Here is a 17,193-nt window from a genome sequence, read left to right on the forward strand (position 1 = left end):
CGGCAAAAGTTATACATGGGTGCCGTTGTGGCGATGCGGCATAACCCCAGCATTCGGCGCCAATATCAACGGCTGTGTGCTGCAGGCAAACGAAAGATGTCAGCGCTGGGCGCGGCCATGAGAAAACTGGTGCACATCGCTTACGGCGTGCTGGCGCACCAGAAAGAATATGAACCACAGCCCGTTTGAGAGGGGTTGTGGTTCATTGGGAGAGACGGTATCTACTCGACCGCGTTTCAGGTAGGTCGTGTTCACCCAAGGGCACAGAGAGGCGTAGCCGTAACCCGACAAAGCACCTACAACGAAGGCGCGCTTAGCTCGATTTCGTTCTGCATGGTTTGCAGCTGGGCCAGCACTTGCTGGCGCAACCAGCTGTGCGCCGGGTCAGCGCTCTGGTCACGGTGCCAGTAAAGGTGCATTTCCAGGCCGGGCAGTTCGCCGGGGAACGGCTTGAGCACCAGGCCCTGGCGCCGCAGCTGCCCGGCCAGGCTGGCGGGCATGGTGAGCAGCAAGTCGGTTTGCTGCACGGTGCTGAGCGCCGCCTGATAATGCTGACACCGCAAGCGGATATGACGCCGGTAGCCCTGGCGGGCCAGGCCGAAATCTTCCAGCCCCGGCCCTTCGCGCCGGGACGATACCAGCACATGCTGGGCGGCCAGGTAGGCCGGCAGATCCATGCCTTCGGCCAGCGGGTGAGAATCGCGCATCATCACCACCAGCGGGCCGTGCAGCACCGCCTGGTGCTCGATGGCTTCCGGCAACGCCAGCATCACATCGCAGGCCAGGTCCAGCCGGCCGCTGGCCAGCTCGGTGGCCATTTGCCGGCGGCTCACGGTGAGCGACTGCAACTTCACCCCCGGCGCCTCATCCATGAACTGGCTCATCAGCGCCGGCAGCAACTGCCCTTCCAGACCATCACGCAGGCCCAGCACAAAGGTGCGCTCCGCTTCGCTGGCATCGAAACCGCCCTCTTCGCTCAGGCAACGCTGAAACCCGCCCAGCGCGTGGCGCACCGGGCTGACCATGGCCCGCGCCCTGGCCGTGGGCACCATGCGGCTGCCCTGACGGACAAACAGCGGGTCACCCAGGCGGTCGCGCAGGCGCCCCAGAGCGTGGCTGACCGCCGGTTGGGTGAGGTTGAGCACCTTGGCGGCGCGGGTCAGTGATCCCTCGGTATAGATAGCATCGAAGACCACGAAAAGATTGAGATCGAAGCGCGAAACATGCATGGCGTTTATCATTGGTCATTGCGAGGATTCATTGGATTTATTGAAACGCCATCACTAGCATCGGTCAATGGATAAGACCCCTGATGCCGACTAATGCACAATCCGCGACCGAAATCACCATGACAACAGGACACACCATGAGTCAGACCCCGCAACGCATCCTGATTACCGGCGGCGCGTCCGGGCTTGGCCGCGCCATGGCCGAAGCCTGGCTGCGCGCGGGCGCCCGGGTGCTGATCGGCGACGTGAACCAGGAACGGGCCGCCGAAACCCTGGCCGCCCTCAAGGATCTGCCCGGCGAATTGCAGTACCAGTATCTGGATGTGCGCGACGCCGCCAGCTTCAATAACTCCCGCGAATGGCTGGAGCAGAACTGGGGCGGGCTGGACGTGCTGGTCAACAACGCCGGGGTGGCCGGTGCTGCCCGCATCGACCGTGGCGACATGGCCGACTGGGACTGGATTTTCGATATCAACGTGAAAGGCGTGGTGCGCGGCTGCAAGGTATTCGTGCCGATGATGAAACGCCAGGGCCACGGGCATATCGTCAATATCGCCTCCCTGGCCGGGCTGCTGCATGCACCGGTGATGGGCAGCTATAACGTGACCAAGGCGGGCGTCATTTCCCTGTCGGAAACCCTGCGTTTCGAACTGGCCCCCTATGGCATTCATACCACCGTGGTGTGTCCCGGCTTTTTCCGCACCAACCTGCACGAGTCCATGCGCACCCCGGAACCGGGCATGATCGAAACCGTGGACAAGCTGCTGTCCAGCGACGAGCTCACCGCCGACCAGATTGCTGAAATGATCAAGCAGGCGGTGGCCAAACAACAGTTTTTCCTGCTGCCCCACAAGAGCGGCCGCCGCGCTTACTGGATCAAGCGCTTCCTGCCGTTTGTGTTCAACCGGATCATGCTGAAAGGCGCGGTGCGCCTGCAGCGCAAGCTGGAACAAAGCGAACAGAAAAAAGAGCACTGATTTATGCCGGTGATTTACCTGATCCGCCACGGACAGGCCAGTTTCGGCAAGGAAGATTACGACCAGCTTTCCGAACCGGGCTGGGAGCAAAGCCGTATTCTTGGCCGTGCCCTGCAGAACCAGTCGCTGGGTTTTCCCCGGGCCATCTGCGGCACCATGCGCCGCCATGTGGAGACAGCGGAAGCGACCCTGGGTGAGCTGGGGCTGGCTAAGGAATGGCATACGGATACCGGCTTCAACGAATACAACCACAGCGAACTGCTGGCCGTGGACTGGCCCCTGGCCACCGACCGGGCGGCGCTGACCCAGTGGCTGGCGCAGCAGGAACACCCGCGCAAGGTATTCCAGGCCCGCTTTGAGCAGGCCCTGCGCCGCTGGCAGACCGGCGACGGCGATTACAGCGAAAGCTGGCCCGCCTTTCGTGAACGGGTACTGGCCAGCACCTATAGCCTGGGCAACAGCCTGAGCAGCGGCGACAGCGCCCTGGTGTTCACCTCCGGCGGCGCCATCAGCGTGATCATCCAGCGGTTGATGGGGCTTACTGACGAAGCCCTGATCACCTGGAACCGCACCCTGATCAACACCAGTGTGACCCGGGTGCTTGTGAATGCCGGCAAGCTGAGGCTAGTCTCGGTGAATGAGCATCTGCATCTGCCGAGCGAGCAGGTGACGTATCGATAGGCGCGACCTGATAACCTCAACATTTCTACAACACCTATGTAGGAGCACCGCTTGAGGTGCGAACTGCGCGCCAGCGCGGAAATCGTCCGCAGGACGATCAGGAATATCAACGCTCGACAGGTTTCAGAAAACATCAGCGAGCGACACAAACGCTGTCGCCTCGCTTCGCGAGGTTCGCACCTCAAGAGGTGCTCCTACAGCAGCCATTAGCAAGGGGACAGTAATGCCGACACGCAAGAATATTCTAATCACCGGTGCCAGCTCCGGCCTTGGCGAAGGCATGGCGCGGTTGTTTGCGGCCATGGGGCGCAACCTGGCGTTGTGTGCCCGGCGCATGGACCGGCTGGAAACCCTGAAAGCCGAGCTGGAAGAAAAGCACCCGGCTATCAAGGTGCTGATCAAGCCGCTGGATGTGAACGATTACGACCAGGTGTTTGCGGTGTTCGATGCGTTCCGCACGGAAATGGCGGGTATTGATCGCGTCATCATCAACGCCGGCATGGGCAAGGGCCAGCCGCTGGGCACCGGCTACTTCTACGCCAACCGGCAGACCGCGGAAACCAACTTCGTGGCGGCGCTGGCGCAGACCGAAGCGGCCATGGAAATTTTCCGCGCCCAGAACAGCGGCCACCTGGTGATGATTTCTTCCATCAGCGCCATGCGCGGCATGAAGAAAAACCTCACCACCTATGCCGCCACCAAGGCCGGCGTGGCCATGCTGGCCGAAGGCCTGCAAGTGGAACTGCAGGATTCACCGATCAAGGTCTCCACGATCTTCCCCGGTTTTATCCGTTCCGAGATCAACGAAAAAGTGAAAAACACCCCGTTCCTGGTGGACACCGAAACCGGCTGCAAGGCACTGGTGAAAGCCATCGAGAAAGAAAGCAAAAACGCCTCCGTTCCCGGCTGGCCCTGGGGCCCACTGGGCTTCGCCATGCGCAACCTGCCGTTGAGGATGGTTGGAAAAATTATGTAGCCTCAGTTGAAAGTGTAAAGTTCAAAGTTGAAATGCGCGAGGAAGGCAGTGCTACACGGACAAGCCAACCCCGCGCGCGCCCTACTCCTTTAATCGCGGCCATAACATCTTTCGATTCGCTGCATCACCCATTCGCGTTTTAACTTTTCACTTTGAACTTTCAACTGCCTTTCACTGCCATTTCATGATCGGCGCCCATTCGCGCCAGTCGTCTTCCGGTTGTTTGTAGAGATCAAAGCGCTCCCCCGCTTTCGCCAGCGGGCCCGGCTCTGGCGGGGTGGCGAAGCTGATGCCGCCACGGAGTAAATTCTCCAGGGAGCTGGCCTGCACTTCTGCGCCTTTAAACAAGCCGATGTCCACGGTGAGCCCGGAGCTGTTCCAGAAGCGGGTATTGCTGCGTACCAGCTTGGCGTATTTCGGTTCGATGATGGCCTGAATTTCCACAAAGCGGCCCCCTTCGCTCAGTTCGCTTTCACCGATGGTGCCCACCTGCAAATCACGATAATAAATCTTGCGGCCTTTTTTCAGGGAGCCCAGGTGATCGGCCACCAGGGTTATCTTCAAGCCCAGGTTCGGTTGTTGCTCTGGCGGTGTTTCCAGCCCATCGAATTCTTTTTTTGATTCTCCCCCACCGGGCTCCACGGCGATGTATTTGCCTGACACCAGCGTATCCAGATTGCGCGCCCCGGCGATGCCCAGCTCCGGCTCTACAATCCAGAAGCGGCTTTTCTCGCGAGCCAGTTTTTCCGCATCCCGATTCAGGCTGGCATGAACGGTCACGTGTTTCAGGTCATCACTGAGTACGATTTCATCCACACTGCCCACCGGCACACCCCGGTAGCGCAGGTCTACCCCCGGCTTGATTCCTGATCCATTTTCAAAGGTAATTTCTATTTGCACGTCACGCTGCAAAAGCTGGTCATACAGCAGCCAGCCGGCCACCAGCAAGCTAAGCAAGGGCACCAGCCAGATAGGCGAAGGCCAGCGGGAATGTTTCACTTCAGGCGTGTCCATGGTCCGCTCCGTCAGGGTCTTGAATCCAGAGTTGTTGGGGAGAAAAGGCGTGGGCGGACAACATGGTCAGCACCACGGCCAGGGCAAAGGCGATAATACCCGGCCCCGGCTCCACCCGGGCCAGATTGCCGAATTCCACCACAGCGGCGAGCAGCGCCACCACGAAGACATCCAGCATGGACCAGCGACCAATCCAGTACACCAGCCGGTACGCCCGGGTACTGGTGAGTGGATTATTTTCGCGCGGTGCTCGCCAGTAGATCACCGCCAGCACCAGCACCTTGAACAGCGGCACCAACAGGCTGGCAACAAAAACAATGATGGCGATACCCGGCATGCCAGCTTCGAACAGTTGCCAGATGCCATCGGCAATGGTGCTGGCCTTGCCGCGCCCGGTTTCAGTAACCGCCATGATCGGCAGCACGTTGGCCGGTACTAACCAGACCATAGCGGCAATCAGTAATGACCAGGCCAGGGCACGCTGCTGCCTCGGGGGCGGATTAATCGCCATTGCGCGCCTCCAGTAACCGTTGCAACTGATCCGGTTGCGCCAGGGTTTCTACGATCAAACGCAAAAACACTGCCACCACCAGACAAAACAGACCAGGGCCGGGAGTCACGGTGGCCATGTCACCGAGTTTGGTCATGGCGATAAGAATGCCGAGCAGAAAAATATCCGTCATGGCCCATTCCCGGCTTTGCCGGTAAATCTTCATCCAGAAGGGATCCGGCTGCGCCGAGGGCGTATGACCACGGGCGGCCCATAGCAGGCGCCCTGCAGACAGCAAATTCAGCAGCGGCATGAAAACCAGGGTAAACAGCAGCAAGACCCCGACGGGAAAGTAAACGCCCTCCATGAGCCGCAGCACACAATCCAGCAGGCTGGCCTCACGGTCCAGGCCCAGGTTTTCCAGGCGCATCAACGGCAGGATCAGGGCCGGCAACCATAACACGGCCGTCGCCACGGTTAGTGCCAGCAGGGAATCAGGGCGCAACGTCCAGGCACCGCTCAACCGGGAATCACAACAGGGGCAGCGCCAGGCGCCTCGGGCGCGCCGAGAAGGCACGGCAAGCTGCGTGCCGCAATCCGGGCACAGCAGTGTATCAGCAGACATCGACTCCACCCCCTTCTGTTCCGGCACAGCCACCTCCTTGGAATAACCGTACCAGAATGACGGCAAAGGCGCCGAAAGAACGTGAAGGGGGCAGGAATTTTACGGAGTTTTAAAAGAGACGCTTCATGCGACGCGCTTCACGCAGCAACGCGATCAAGGCTTGTCGTTTTATAAACGTGAGAGGCCGCGCCCGGAATAAGGGCGCGGCCTCTCATCTATCAAAACCTGTACGGCTCCGCTTCGTGTTGTTGCCTGCAGCGTGTTGCGTGCAGCGTCTCTCAATCCAGTGGCCCGGGGGTCTTTTTCCGTTTCACTGTGGCGAAGCCACCCTTGGTGTCCTGCGTGGGCGGCTTGGCATTGCGTTTGGGTCTGGCGATTTTTTTCTTGGCACCGGGTTTCTTGATGCCTTTCTTGGCATCTGCCTTTTTCTTCATTTTTTTCTTTTTGTTGCCGGCGGCCTTGCCGTTGGACTTCAGGTTTTTCGGCCCCAGGAAGTTGCCACGCAGGGCGTCCACCAGACGGTATTCAAAATTCTGACGCAGGTAGCGTTGAATGCCTGCCATCAAATTCCATTCGTGGGCGGCGATCAGGGAAATGGCGGTGCCTTCACCGCCTACCCGGCCGGTGCGACCAATACGGTGCACGTACTCGTCGCCGCTGCGGGGCATGTCGAAGTTGATCACCAAATCCAGGCTGTCCACGTGAATGCCACGGGCAGCCACGTCGGTGGCGACCAGCACTTTCACAGCACCGGCCTTGAGGCGGTCCATGGCCAGCTTGCGGTCTTTCTGATCTTTCTCGCCGTGCAGCACAAACACTTTCAGGTTCGAGGCCACCAGCACCCCACCCAGACGATCAGCCTGCTCACGGGTATTGGTGAACACCACGGCTTTTTCATAGGTTTCGTTGGCCAGCAGCCATTGCACCAGCCGTTCTTTGTGCTTCACGTCATCGGCGGTGATGATCTGCTGGCTGACGGACTCGTTCAGGTCACGTACGGAATCAAGCACCAGCGATTTGGGATCACGAAGCACGCTGCTGATCATGTTTTCCATGGCGTTACCGCCCGTGGTGGCGGAGAACAGCAGGGTCTGCCGCTCGGCCCGGCATTCCGCGGCCAGGCGCAGCACATCGTCGTTGAAGCCCATGTCGAGCATGCGATCGGACTCATCCAGCACCAGCATTTCCAGGTCCTGCAGAAGCAGGTTGCCTGCGTCCAGATGTTCGATCAGGCGACCCGGGGTGCCAATCAGGATTTCCGGGTTCTTGCGCATTTTGGCGGCTTGCACCTTGAAGTCTTCACCGCCGGTCAACAGCTCTGCCTTGATAAAGGTGTAACGGCCCAGGGCCTCCACCTGCTTTAGAGTCTGCTGGGCCAGCTCGCGGGTGGGCAGCAGAATCAGGGCTCGGGTATCCGTGCGCGGACGGGAATACTGGAGCAGCTGATGCAGCATGGGCAGCAGGAACGCCGCCGTTTTACCGCTGCCGGTGCGGGCCACCACGCGTAAATCACGGCCTTCAAGCGCCGCCGGAATCGCTGCCGTCTGAACAGGGGTCGGGGTGGTAATTTCCAGCTCGCCAAGTGCCTTGATCAGGCGCTCGTGCAGGTTCAGGTCGGCAAACGAAGACATAACGGGCTAACTCCATGAATAAGGCCGCCATTGTAGCATCCAGTGGAGTTGAAAGTTCAAAGTTAACGGACGCCAAATGCTTAAAGCCTGACGCCTGACGCTAATCGCCTATCCTCGCGAAGCGGGGTTGCACCTTGCCTTCCCGATCCACGGTTTCGGTGAACATGGCCAGCGGGCGCACCCACAGGGCCTGATCACCGTAGAGCGGATGGTACACCACCACGGTTTCGCCAGTTTCGGAATGGGTGGCCAGGCCGATCACCTGGTATTCGTTGCCCTTGAAGTGCCGATAGCGGCCGGGCTGTAGTGCGCTCATGGCAGATCTCCCGGTAATGGGCTTCGCGCCAGGCGCTCGGCAATGACCGCCAGCACCTGGGGGTTCCAGGGCAGGCCCACGTGGGTGCCCTGCACTTCCACATTCTCTGTCAGCGGGCCTTCTTCTTCCTGGCTGCATTGCCAGGCCACGATACCGTCTTGCCGGGTGAAAATGGCGGTACAGGGCACCGGCGGCGCGGCGATGCGCTGATTAAAGGCCTCCCGGTCCGCTGGTGGGCGGTTCGGGTTGAACAGATTGAAAAGCGTGGAGACGTTGTTGGCCTCCGGGTCGCCATTGATGGGGCTGCCCAGGGTAAACACCTGACTCACCTGATCGGGAAAGGCCCGCGCCAATTCCCGGGCAAACACCCCGCCCAGGCTCCAGCCCACCAGCGCCACCGGTTGCCCGTGGCGCGTGTTGATCGCCTGCAGATGGGTAACTAACAGGTTTTTACGTTTGCTGTTGATGCCCGTATTGGTGCCCTGGGCCCAGCCGTAAACGTTATACCCCAACCGGGACAAGGCCTTGCGCAGTGGCCGTGTGCTCACGTCACTGGCGCCAAAACCGGGCAAAACCAGCACCGGCTGCCCTTTCCCCGGCGGCAATTGCCGGTGCCCCAGCCCCCGCAACAGGTAGCGCCCATAGGCCCACGCGGCGCGGCTTTCACCCAGCAGCAGCTTGATTGATGGTGGTGCGATAATTGGTGTCATCTCTGGCCCTCCGGCCTTTTTCAGGCGCCTTGAGCAACGGCGCATTATGGAACAATGGTAACCTGTAAAAGAGGGGTCGGGATGGCTGGCTGGCGATCGCTGGCAGCCAGAGAGTCAATGATTTGCCAGGGAACGGTCAGCGGCGATTACAGTCATACCCTGCCAACAGGGTGTTCCGGCACCCACCGTTTTACGCACAAGGCTTTCACGATCAAGGAGCGCCCATGAAAAAAGGACTCATCGCTTTCATTACTGCGTCACTGCTGAGCAGCACCGGCATGGCCATGGCGAAATCACCGGACAGCCCCAAGGTGTTTGGCTGGGTGGAAAAATCCACTTTGGTGCCCTGGGGGGTGGAATTGAAAACCAAGCTGGACAGCGGCGCGCTTACCTCTTCCCTCCATGCCACCGACGTAGAGGTGTTCGAAAAAGATGGGGAGGACTGGGTTCGCTTTACCGTGGATGTGGTGGACGAAGCCACCGGTAAAAAAGTGGAAAAGACCTTCGAGAAGCCCCGTTACCGCAAGGTGCTGATTCGCGGTGCCGGTGGCACGGAACGTCGCCCGGTGGTGCTGATGAAAGTGTGCATGGGCAATACGGTGTACGAAGAGCAGTTCACCCTGAACGACCGCTCGGACATGATCTACCCGATCCTGCTGGGCCGCCGTACCATTTCCCACCTTGGTTATCTGGACGTGACCCAGACCTTCCAGCATTCACCGCAGTGCGACAAGAACTCACCGGTGAAGATGGACAAGGACCAGAAAGACGATGAAGACATTAATGACTAGCGCAAGATGCCTCACGCCTGACGCACCACGCAACAACGCGGGCTAACCCTCTTGGGAATTGAAAGACCGTGCCCGCGCAAAACCTTTAGCGCGGGTACGGCGTTACTGAACAAGATCACTTTCTTCGCATTCTTACGCGATGAGTGTTGCTTGATGCATGCAGCGTGATGCGTTTCTTTTAAACCTCAAAATAGCCGTACAGGCTATCCAGCGCTTCGCGCAGCACGGTGCCCTGCAAACTGATGCGCGCCTGCAGCTCTGCTACCGCATCGTCTGCATCCAGCGCATCAATATTTTCCTGCAACAGATCCAGCGGCTTGATGCGCTTGATCTCCAGCTTTTCATTGATATCCAGTTCTAGGGAATCCTGCCACGCCAGATTGATGCGGGTGGCGACCATGCCGGTTTCCAGGTGCGCGAGAATTTCTTCCTGGCCCAGATCCACGGCGGTGAACTTCACCGCAGCGCCTTCGTCCTTGACGCCCTTCAGTTCGCAGCGGTCACCCAGGGTGAAGCCTTCCGGCAACAGCTTGGTATCCCGCAGCCAGTTACTGAAACTGGTGTAGGGGGCAGAGTTCGGCGCCGGGTACGCCACCGGCAGGGAGCCGATGGCTTTACGCAGGCAGGCGATCACTTCTTCACCGCGACTGGCGGAGGAAGAATCCACCATCACCCGCTTGCGTTCGGTATCGATCAGCAGGGAAGTGCGGCGCGAGCGGGTAAACGCCCGAGGCATCAGCTCAAAGGTAATCTGCTCTTTCAGATCCGCCTTTTCCTTACGCCCTACCTTGCGACCTTCTTCCTGCTGGATGTGCTCCACTTTTTCATCCAGCAGCTCCTTGATCACCGGCCCGGGCAACAGGCGGGCGGTTTCCTGATAAGTGCAAAAAATAAACCCGTCCACCGCGTAGGCCATGGGGTCCTGCCCCTTGAGCGGCGGCACAAAGCCTTCGGTACGCTCGGTTTGCGAACCACAGGGCTGGCAGCGGTTCTGGTCCAGAATTTCATCCAGTTCGGCCACGGAACAGGGGAAGGCTTCTTCGCCCACAAAGACAGTCAGGTTCTTGATCCACATAGAATTTTCCAAAAGCAGGGGCAGTGAGAAAAGGCACTGCCGATAATGAGGGCGGCCAACGCCGGTCGGCCACAGTAGCGAAATGCCGGGGGCGGCTCAAGCAGGGAAACCGTTGGAGCCAGGAATCAGGAAAAGAGCCCACCGGTGGAGAATCGAGCAAGGATTCGACAGGAACCCAACGGCGCCGGGGAAAGTCCCAGTAGTAGGATGGCAGATCGTTTCCCGTTTTGGCTCCGGCGCCAACCGGGACCCGCACGTTTTACAGGAGCAAACCATGAAAACGCTGACTTTCGATAATGGCGACACCCTGCCCATGCTGGGTCTGGGCACCTGGAAATCCGAACCCGGCGAAGTCTATAACGCGGTGAAAAGCGCCATTGAGGCCGGTTACCGCCATATCGACTGTGCTCATATTTACGGCAACGAAGACGAGATTGGCAAGGCGCTGAACGATGTGTTCGCCGCCGGCACGGTAACCCGCGAAGAGCTGTGGATTACCTCCAAGCTGTGGAACAGTGATCATGCGCCGGAGGATGTGCAACCGGCACTGGAAACCACCCTGCGCAACCTGCAACTGGAATACCTGGACCTTTACCTGATGCACTGGCCCGTGGCCCTGAAGCCCGGCGTGCGCTTCCCAAAATCCGCAGACGACATGGTGTCTCTCAAGGAGCTGCCGGTGGAAACCACCTGGGCGGCCATGGAAGCGCTGGTGGACAACAACCTGACCCGGCAGATCGGTGTATCGAATTTCAGCGTAAAAAAGCTTCAGGACCTGATCGGCAAGGCCCGCTACAAACCGGCCATGAACCAGATTGAATTGCACCCCTATCTGCAACAGAAGGAGATGCTGGCGTTCTGCCAACAGCAAGGCATTCACCTCACCGCCTATTCCCCGCTGGGTTCCTTCGATCGCCCCGCCGGCCTGAAAGCCGAGGACGAACCGGTACTGCTGGAAGACCCGGTAATCCGCGAAATCGCTGACCACCACGGCGCCAGCCCGGCGCAAGTGCTGATCAGCTGGGCCCTGCACCGCGACACCGTAGTGATCCCCAAATCGGTGAACCCGGAACGCCTGAAACAAAACCTGGCCGCCGCCGAGCTGTCACTCAGTGACGCAGACATGGACGCCATCGGCGCACTGGACAAGCATCGCCGCTACGTGGACGGCGGTTTCTGGGCACAGCCGGGCAGCGATTACACCCTTACCAATCTTTGGGATGAGTAGGGCCGTACGCCAGGGAAACTCTGAAAAACGCCAGCTCGACGGTGGGAAACGATGCTTGCATCGCGAAAGACTCTGTCACACAACGCCGTTATTCGTGATGCAAGCATCACTTCCCACAGAAAATCAGGGCGACCAGGGGGTTACAAAGGTTCCCTAAACAAAACGCCGACTGTCCTGTAACGACATGGCCGATCCCGGCATCTACTGGTATTCCTTACCCATACCTCGATACCCGTACTGACAAGGATCGGCCATGGATTACCTGCGCACCCCGGATTCCCGCTTTGAACGCCTGCTCGACTACCCCTTCGAACCGAACTACGTGGATGTGGGCGGATTACGCATGCATTACGTGGATGAGGGGCCGACCGACGGCAAACCGGTGCTGATGCTGCACGGGGAGCCGTCCTGGTCCTACCTGTACCGACACATGATTCCCATCTGCGCCGCCGCCGGCCATCGCGTGATCGCCCCGGATCTGATCGGCTTCGGCAAATCCGACAAGCCCACCGACATCAATGCCTACAGTTACCAGAACCACATGGACTGGGTGAAATCGCTGCTCGACCAGCTGGATCTCACCGAGATCACCCTGGTCTGCCAGGATTGGGGATCACTGATCGGACTGCGCCTGGCCGCAGAAAACGAATCACGCTTTCGCGCCATTGTGGTGGGCAACGGCATGTTGCCCACCGGTGATCAATCGGTGCCGAAGGCCTTTCATCTGTGGAAGAATTTCGCCATCTACAGCCCGGTTTTTCCCATCGCCCGGATTATCGGCAGCGGCACTTTCAAGACATTAGGGCCAGATGAACGCCGGGCTTACGACGCGCCGTTCCCCAATAAAAAATTCAAGGCCGGCGCCAGAGCCTTTCCCAAACTGGTGCCAGTAAGCCCGCACGATCCGGCCAGCGACGCCAACCGGGCGGCCTGGAAAATTCTGGAGCAATGGCAAAAACCCTTCCTGACCACCTTCAGCAACGGCGACCCGATTACCCGTGGCGGGGACAAATACATGCAGGAGCGCGTTCCCGGCGCCCAGGGGCAGCCGCATCAAACATTGGTGGGCGGGCATTTCCTGCAAGAGGATTCCCCGGTGCAGTTTGCCCAGGCGGTGAACAGCTTGCTGAAAAAAATGGACTAGGCAAGGTTCTGCACGATTAGCTTGCAGGGCAGTCCTCAGACCATTTACCTGACGCAGGAAGCCGGATGCCTGACAAAAAAGCATCCGGCAACCAGTCAGGCGGTTTGCAGGCCGGACTCCACACGACTGGGGCGGGCCTGGACTTCCGTGCCCGGCAGGAATTGCCCGAAATCGCGCTCGTACCCCAGGTGCTCATCGAACCCCTGAACACGGTCATAGGCCACCCGGCCATTAATAATAGTCGCCGTCACGGCTTCATCGTTGCGCTTGACCAGACGGTTCAGGGAGGTGCCTTCCAGTGGAGCCCAGCTCACCTCGTCCAGCTCGCCGGTCAACCCTTCCGGGTTCACGATCACCACATCCGCACGGGCTCCCACACGCAGGTACCCCGCACGCAGGCCAAACCAGTCCGCCAGATCGGCGGTCACCGCATTCACTCCTTCCCCCACACTCATAAACGGCAAGCCGGCTTCGTCTGCATCGCGCACATATTTCAGTAATCGCAGCGGAAAGTTGTACTGGGCGATGGATTCCAGGTGCGCGCCGGAATCAGCAAAACCCACATGGGTGTACGGGCTCGCCAGCAGCTTGTGCATGACTTCCGGCCGATGATTGCCGTAATTGGTTTTCCAGCGCAGCTCATTGCGATACTGCACCGCCAGATCGAAATAGGCATCCACCGCATCCTTGCCTTCAACCGCTCCGATTTCTTCAAAGTTTTTGCCAATTAACGACGTGTCCGGGCAATCCACCACCCAGCAGTCGCTAAAATCTCTATGCCATAGCCCTTTGGTGAACAAGGCATTAACGTGCTTCTTGAACAGCTTGCGGAAAGCGGGCTCATCCACCTTCGCGTACATGGCCTCTTCATCCTTGTAGTCGCGCAGTAACTCGCCGGATGAAAATTCCTCGAACGCATTCACGTTCAAACCACTGAGGTGCAAGGTGAATGGCGCGGGCAGCGTCTGCCAGCGAAAATTCCCCCGCAGTACCCGGTTCGCCACAAAGCCGCTCAACCGGGTCACCACGTTCAACCAGGGGTTGGACTTGAGATCCAGCGCAGTGAGCATGGAGCACTTCATGGGGCGGCGGAAGAGCCCATGGGCCTGCCACAAGAAACGCAGCACATTCACTTTTTTCACCGCATCCGGCGCTCCCTGCATCACCGCATTACGGCGCCGAAGGATACGGAATAACCGTTTGAACTCTCCCCAGCGGGCATAGGTAGAGGGCAAGGGGCGAGACCAGGCGCGGTCGCCATCCACCTTGTCCAGCCGGGTGGTCATCAATGACAGTCCGATACAACCTGCATCCAGGGCGTCTTCCAGCAAACACTCCATCTGTTGCAGTTCTTCTTCACTGGGCTTTTCCGGTGAAGTCGCCCGCTCCAGGCCCATTACTGCCACGCGGATATCGGAGTGCCCCACAAAGGACCCCACATTGGGACCCAGAGGCTGCCTGTCATAAAAGGCCCGATACCCGGCGGCATCCCGCCAGCTTTTTTTCTCTTCCAGAATCGGCAGCACCGCTTCCCGGGGCACCGCTTCCACCCGGGTGAACAGGTCCGAACAATCTTCCGGTTGGGCATTGATCATGCTGATGGAGCAGGAACCAATCAGCACCGAGGTGACACCGTGGCGCACCGATTCTTTTAATGACGGCGTGGCAATAACCTCGGCATCGTAATGGCTATGGGTTTCGATAAAGCCCGGCGTCACCCACTGTCCGGTGGCGTCATACACTCTGGGCGCAGCGTGTAACGGCAACGGCACGTCGCTGATGGTGACAACCCGCCCATCCCGGATTCCCAAATGACGAATCACCCCGTCCCGGCAACTGCCATCAAAGAACTGCCCATGGTTGATCACGATATCGTAGACGTATTGCTGCATGGTACTCCGCCGCGGTGTTGTTATTGGATAGAACGAAATAGTGCGCGCACTGGCGCCAGCGTGAAGAGCAACAATAGGGAAGACGGTGCAAAGACACCCGGCCAATGCGCGACAGGAAATGGTTAATCAGGGACAGGTTCAGGCCGTTGCGCTGGTGACTGCCGACCAGAATTCCACCCGGTTGCGGCCCCTTTGCTTGGCCTGGTACAGGGCTTCGTCCGCTTGGGACACCAGCTGGGATGCCGTTGCCTCCATGCCCGGAGCAGCAACCACCACGCCAAAGCTGGCACTGACTGTCAGCGCAGTGCCATCGTCCAGAACGATGGGAGTGTCGTACAGTGCCGCGCGACAGCGCTCCACCACATTTTTTGCACCCATTCGGCCGGTAGCGGGCAACACCAACACAAACTCTTCGCCACCAATGCGACCGATGCGGTCGGTTTCCCGCAGGGTCTGGCGCAGCCGCTCCGCCACCCGCACCAGTACGGTATCCCCCGCAGCATGGCCATGGCGGTCATTGATCTGCTTGAAGTGATCCAGGTCCAGCACACACACCGACAGGTCTTCCCCGGCGCGCCGGGCCCGGGCAATTTCATGGGCAAACTGATCAAACAGGGCACGCCGGTTTGCCAGCCCGGTGAGCGGATCCTGCACCGCCATGGCCCTCACCTGGGCTTCACGGTGCACCCAGCGGCGCAGCAGCAGGGACACCAACGTCAGTACCGCCGTCACGAAAGGCACCGAAAAAGCCACGGTGCTGGCAATCCAGTAATAGGACAGGGAATCCTTGGCGGTGGGGTCGGCACGGAAATACAACGCGTAAATGTCATAACCGCTGGCCGACAACCAGGCCAGTAACAACACCATCAGCGTACTCACGGTGAAGCTCCAGACCACCGGCCGGAAGCCAAACAAGATAAACCCCACTAGGGGTGAACCGAGCAGCACCATTCCCGTGATCGGGCTATACAGCCCTAACATCAGCCCCAGCAACAGAAAGCTGACCCCGAAAAACTGCACAAAACAGTGCACGAACAACCGTGACTGGCGCCGTTTTTTACGCAACACGGCTGCCCAGGCAATCATCACCAGATAGCCGATCACATTGAACAACAACACCCCGGTAAACTGCCTGGCCCCAGCGGGGGAAATATATTGCGCACCGAAGTCAGTGAAGAACGCGGTAACCAGATGCCAGGCCAGATAGAAAAGCATGTAGACAGACAGCAACACCGACAGCAACAGGCATTTTTCGCTGTCACTCCAGTCGAGCAATCGGTAAATCGCCGGTGATCTCGAAGCGGCTTTTCGCATAAGCAACCGTGACTCATTTCACACTCTTTCCGGAATTATGTCATTCAGGGAGCCGCCGCGGAGCCAGCGTAAACTACGTTGGGGCAGCCATTGCTACCAATGGTCGGAAAGCGGCGATAATGTGAGCACCGATATCGCACACGAAACGTTATCGCGGGAGTGCTGGGTATGCATTTCCCCCTTTACCTCAACCTCGGTTGAGGCCGTACCCTCCCCCTTCCTGTTGACGAACCCGGAGTCTGCCATGCCCCTTGATCTGGATGCCTATTGCCAACGTGTCGGTTATACCGGTGAGCGAACGCCTACTCTGGCCACGCTGCGCGCCTTGCAACAATGCCACCTGCTGCATATTGCCTTTGAAAACCTGAACCCTTTGCTTGGCAAGCCAGTACCACTGGATCTGGCCAGCCTGGAACGCAAGCTGGTGCAGCAGAGACGGGGTGGCTACTGCTTTGAGAACAACCTGTTATTCATGGCGGTGCTTACAGAGCTGGGCTTCACCGTGCGCGGGATTACCGCCCGGGTCTACTGGAACCAGCCGGAGGACGCGCAGCCACCACGCTCACATATGTTGTTGCTGGTAACCATCGAGGATGAGGACTACCTGAGCGACGTGGGGTTTGGCGGGATGACACCGACAGCGCCATTAAGGCTGCACAGCCGGGCAGCCCAACGCACTCCGCTGGAGCATTTTCGTGTTCTTCCGGAGAACAATCATTACCGCATTGAGGTGCAGCTGGGCAGCCGCTGGCGGCTGCTGTACCGGTTCGACCTGATGACGCAATGGCCCATCGATTTCGACATGGCCAACTGGTACGTGTCCTGCCACCCGGCGTCCAAATTCGTCAATAACCTGATTGCCGTGCGCACCGACATGGATCGCCGTCACACACTCTTGAACGGCCTCTATACGATACGCTACCCGGACGGGCGCAGTGACAAGCAAAACATTACCGACCCGCAGGCGATGACTCGCCTGCTAGCCGATACCTTTCAGATTAATCTGCAAGGGCTGGAGCAAGACCTGCAAGCTGCACTGACCGATAAGGCTTTGCTTTAACCGATGCCTTACTCTCATGGCAGCTTAAATTGGATGCAAT

General features: G+C 59.0%; 17 protein-coding genes and 1 pseudogene. 8 read left to right on the plus strand and 10 right to left on the minus strand.

Annotation, left to right across the window (positions count from 1 at the left end; translation table 11 throughout):
• Positions 1-189 (plus strand): annotated as a pseudogene (locus A3730_RS32770) (IS110 family transposase); the annotation flags it as partial.
• A 107-nt stretch (positions 190-296) separates the two neighbouring features.
• Here A3730_RS32770 and A3730_RS20705 read toward each other — a convergent pair.
• Positions 297-1,229 (minus strand): LysR family transcriptional regulator, encoded by a 933-nt coding sequence (locus A3730_RS20705; RefSeq protein ID WP_063520222.1) that lies wholly within the window; start codon positions 1,227-1,229, stop codon positions 297-299.
• Positions 1,230-1,366: 137 nt separating this feature from the next.
• Between A3730_RS20705 and A3730_RS20710 the strand changes: the two genes are divergently transcribed.
• The 3 genes from A3730_RS20710 to A3730_RS20720 all read left to right on the plus strand — a co-directional run bounded on the left by A3730_RS20710 (position 1,367) and on the right by A3730_RS20720 (position 3,863).
• Complete coding sequence (locus tag A3730_RS20710) at positions 1,367-2,206, plus strand: SDR family oxidoreductase (RefSeq protein WP_063520221.1); 840 nt, start codon at positions 1,367-1,369, stop codon at positions 2,204-2,206.
• 3 nt (positions 2,207-2,209) lie between these two features.
• Positions 2,210-2,887, plus strand: coding sequence for a histidine phosphatase family protein (locus A3730_RS20715; protein ID WP_063520220.1), 678 nt, complete (start codon positions 2,210-2,212; stop codon positions 2,885-2,887).
• A gap of 223 nt (positions 2,888-3,110) precedes the next feature.
• Positions 3,111-3,863, plus strand: coding sequence for an SDR family oxidoreductase (locus A3730_RS20720; protein ID WP_063521246.1), 753 nt, complete (start codon positions 3,111-3,113; stop codon positions 3,861-3,863).
• A gap of 171 nt (positions 3,864-4,034) precedes the next feature.
• On the opposite strand, the gene A3730_RS20725 is transcribed toward A3730_RS20720, so the two are convergent.
• From A3730_RS20725 to A3730_RS20750, 6 genes are all read right to left on the minus strand, one after another.
• Positions 4,035-4,877, minus strand: coding sequence for an intermembrane transport protein PqiB (locus A3730_RS20725; RefSeq protein WP_063521247.1), 843 nt, complete (start codon positions 4,875-4,877; stop codon positions 4,035-4,037).
• A complete protein-coding gene (locus tag A3730_RS20730) occupies positions 4,864-5,388 on the minus strand; it encodes a paraquat-inducible protein A (protein ID WP_063538823.1) in 525 nt (174 codons plus the stop codon). Before A3730_RS20730 ends, A3730_RS20725 begins: the two co-directional genes overlap by 14 nt.
• Entirely contained in the window at positions 5,378-5,992 is a 615-nt protein-coding gene (locus A3730_RS20735) for a paraquat-inducible protein A (protein ID WP_231880724.1), read from the minus strand. The genes A3730_RS20730 and A3730_RS20735 overlap by 11 nt, the downstream gene beginning before the upstream one ends.
• 278 nt (positions 5,993-6,270) lie before the next feature.
• Positions 6,271-7,623: a DEAD/DEAH box helicase gene (locus A3730_RS20740; RefSeq protein WP_063538825.1), complete on the minus strand. Its 1,353-nt coding sequence runs from the start codon at positions 7,621-7,623 to the stop codon at positions 6,271-6,273.
• A gap of 100 nt (positions 7,624-7,723) precedes the next feature.
• Positions 7,724-7,939 carry a DUF1653 domain-containing protein gene (locus tag A3730_RS20745; protein WP_063521267.1) on the minus strand — a complete coding sequence of 72 codons (216 nt, stop codon included), beginning with the start codon at positions 7,937-7,939 and terminating at the stop codon, positions 7,724-7,726.
• A complete protein-coding gene (locus tag A3730_RS20750; RefSeq protein WP_063520401.1) occupies positions 7,936-8,649 on the minus strand; it encodes an alpha/beta fold hydrolase in 714 nt (237 codons plus the stop codon). The genes A3730_RS20745 and A3730_RS20750 overlap by 4 nt, the downstream gene beginning before the upstream one ends.
• A gap of 224 nt (positions 8,650-8,873) precedes the next feature.
• Here A3730_RS20750 and A3730_RS20755 point away from each other — a divergent pair, with 224 nt between their 5' ends.
• On the plus strand, positions 8,874-9,440 hold the full coding sequence (locus tag A3730_RS20755; RefSeq protein ID WP_063520400.1) for an ATP-dependent zinc protease: 567 nt from the start codon (positions 8,874-8,876) through the stop codon (positions 9,438-9,440).
• Between the two features lie 178 nt (positions 9,441-9,618).
• Here the strand turns inward: A3730_RS20755 and A3730_RS20760 are convergent, their stop codons facing one another.
• Positions 9,619-10,515 (minus strand): recombination-associated protein RdgC, encoded by an 897-nt coding sequence (locus A3730_RS20760; RefSeq protein WP_063520399.1) that lies wholly within the window; start codon positions 10,513-10,515, stop codon positions 9,619-9,621.
• A 274-nt stretch (positions 10,516-10,789) separates the two neighbouring features.
• Between A3730_RS20760 and A3730_RS20765 the strand changes: the two genes are divergently transcribed.
• A complete protein-coding gene (locus A3730_RS20765) occupies positions 10,790-11,743 on the plus strand; it encodes an aldo/keto reductase (RefSeq protein WP_063520398.1) in 954 nt (317 codons plus the stop codon).
• Positions 11,744-11,996: 253 nt separating this feature from the next.
• Complete coding sequence (locus tag A3730_RS20770; RefSeq protein WP_063538827.1) at positions 11,997-12,887, plus strand: haloalkane dehalogenase; 891 nt, start codon at positions 11,997-11,999, stop codon at positions 12,885-12,887.
• A 95-nt stretch (positions 12,888-12,982) separates the two neighbouring features.
• Here the strand turns inward: A3730_RS20770 and A3730_RS20775 are convergent, their stop codons facing one another.
• Together A3730_RS20775 and A3730_RS20780 are read right to left on the minus strand one after the other, a co-directional pair.
• On the minus strand, positions 12,983-14,779 hold the full coding sequence (locus A3730_RS20775; protein WP_063520862.1) for an amidohydrolase family protein: 1,797 nt from the start codon (positions 14,777-14,779) through the stop codon (positions 12,983-12,985).
• 138 nt (positions 14,780-14,917) lie between these two features.
• Positions 14,918-16,054 (minus strand): GGDEF domain-containing protein, encoded by a 1,137-nt coding sequence (locus A3730_RS20780; RefSeq protein WP_063520863.1) that lies wholly within the window; start codon positions 16,052-16,054, stop codon positions 14,918-14,920.
• Between the two features lie 283 nt (positions 16,055-16,337).
• Here A3730_RS20780 and A3730_RS20785 point away from each other — a divergent pair, with 283 nt between their 5' ends.
• A complete protein-coding gene (locus tag A3730_RS20785) occupies positions 16,338-17,153 on the plus strand; it encodes an arylamine N-acetyltransferase (RefSeq protein ID WP_197477554.1) in 816 nt (271 codons plus the stop codon).
• The last annotated feature ends 40 nt before the right edge of the window (positions 17,154-17,193 follow it).

This window comes from Alcanivorax sp. HI0044 (assembly GCF_001634945.1).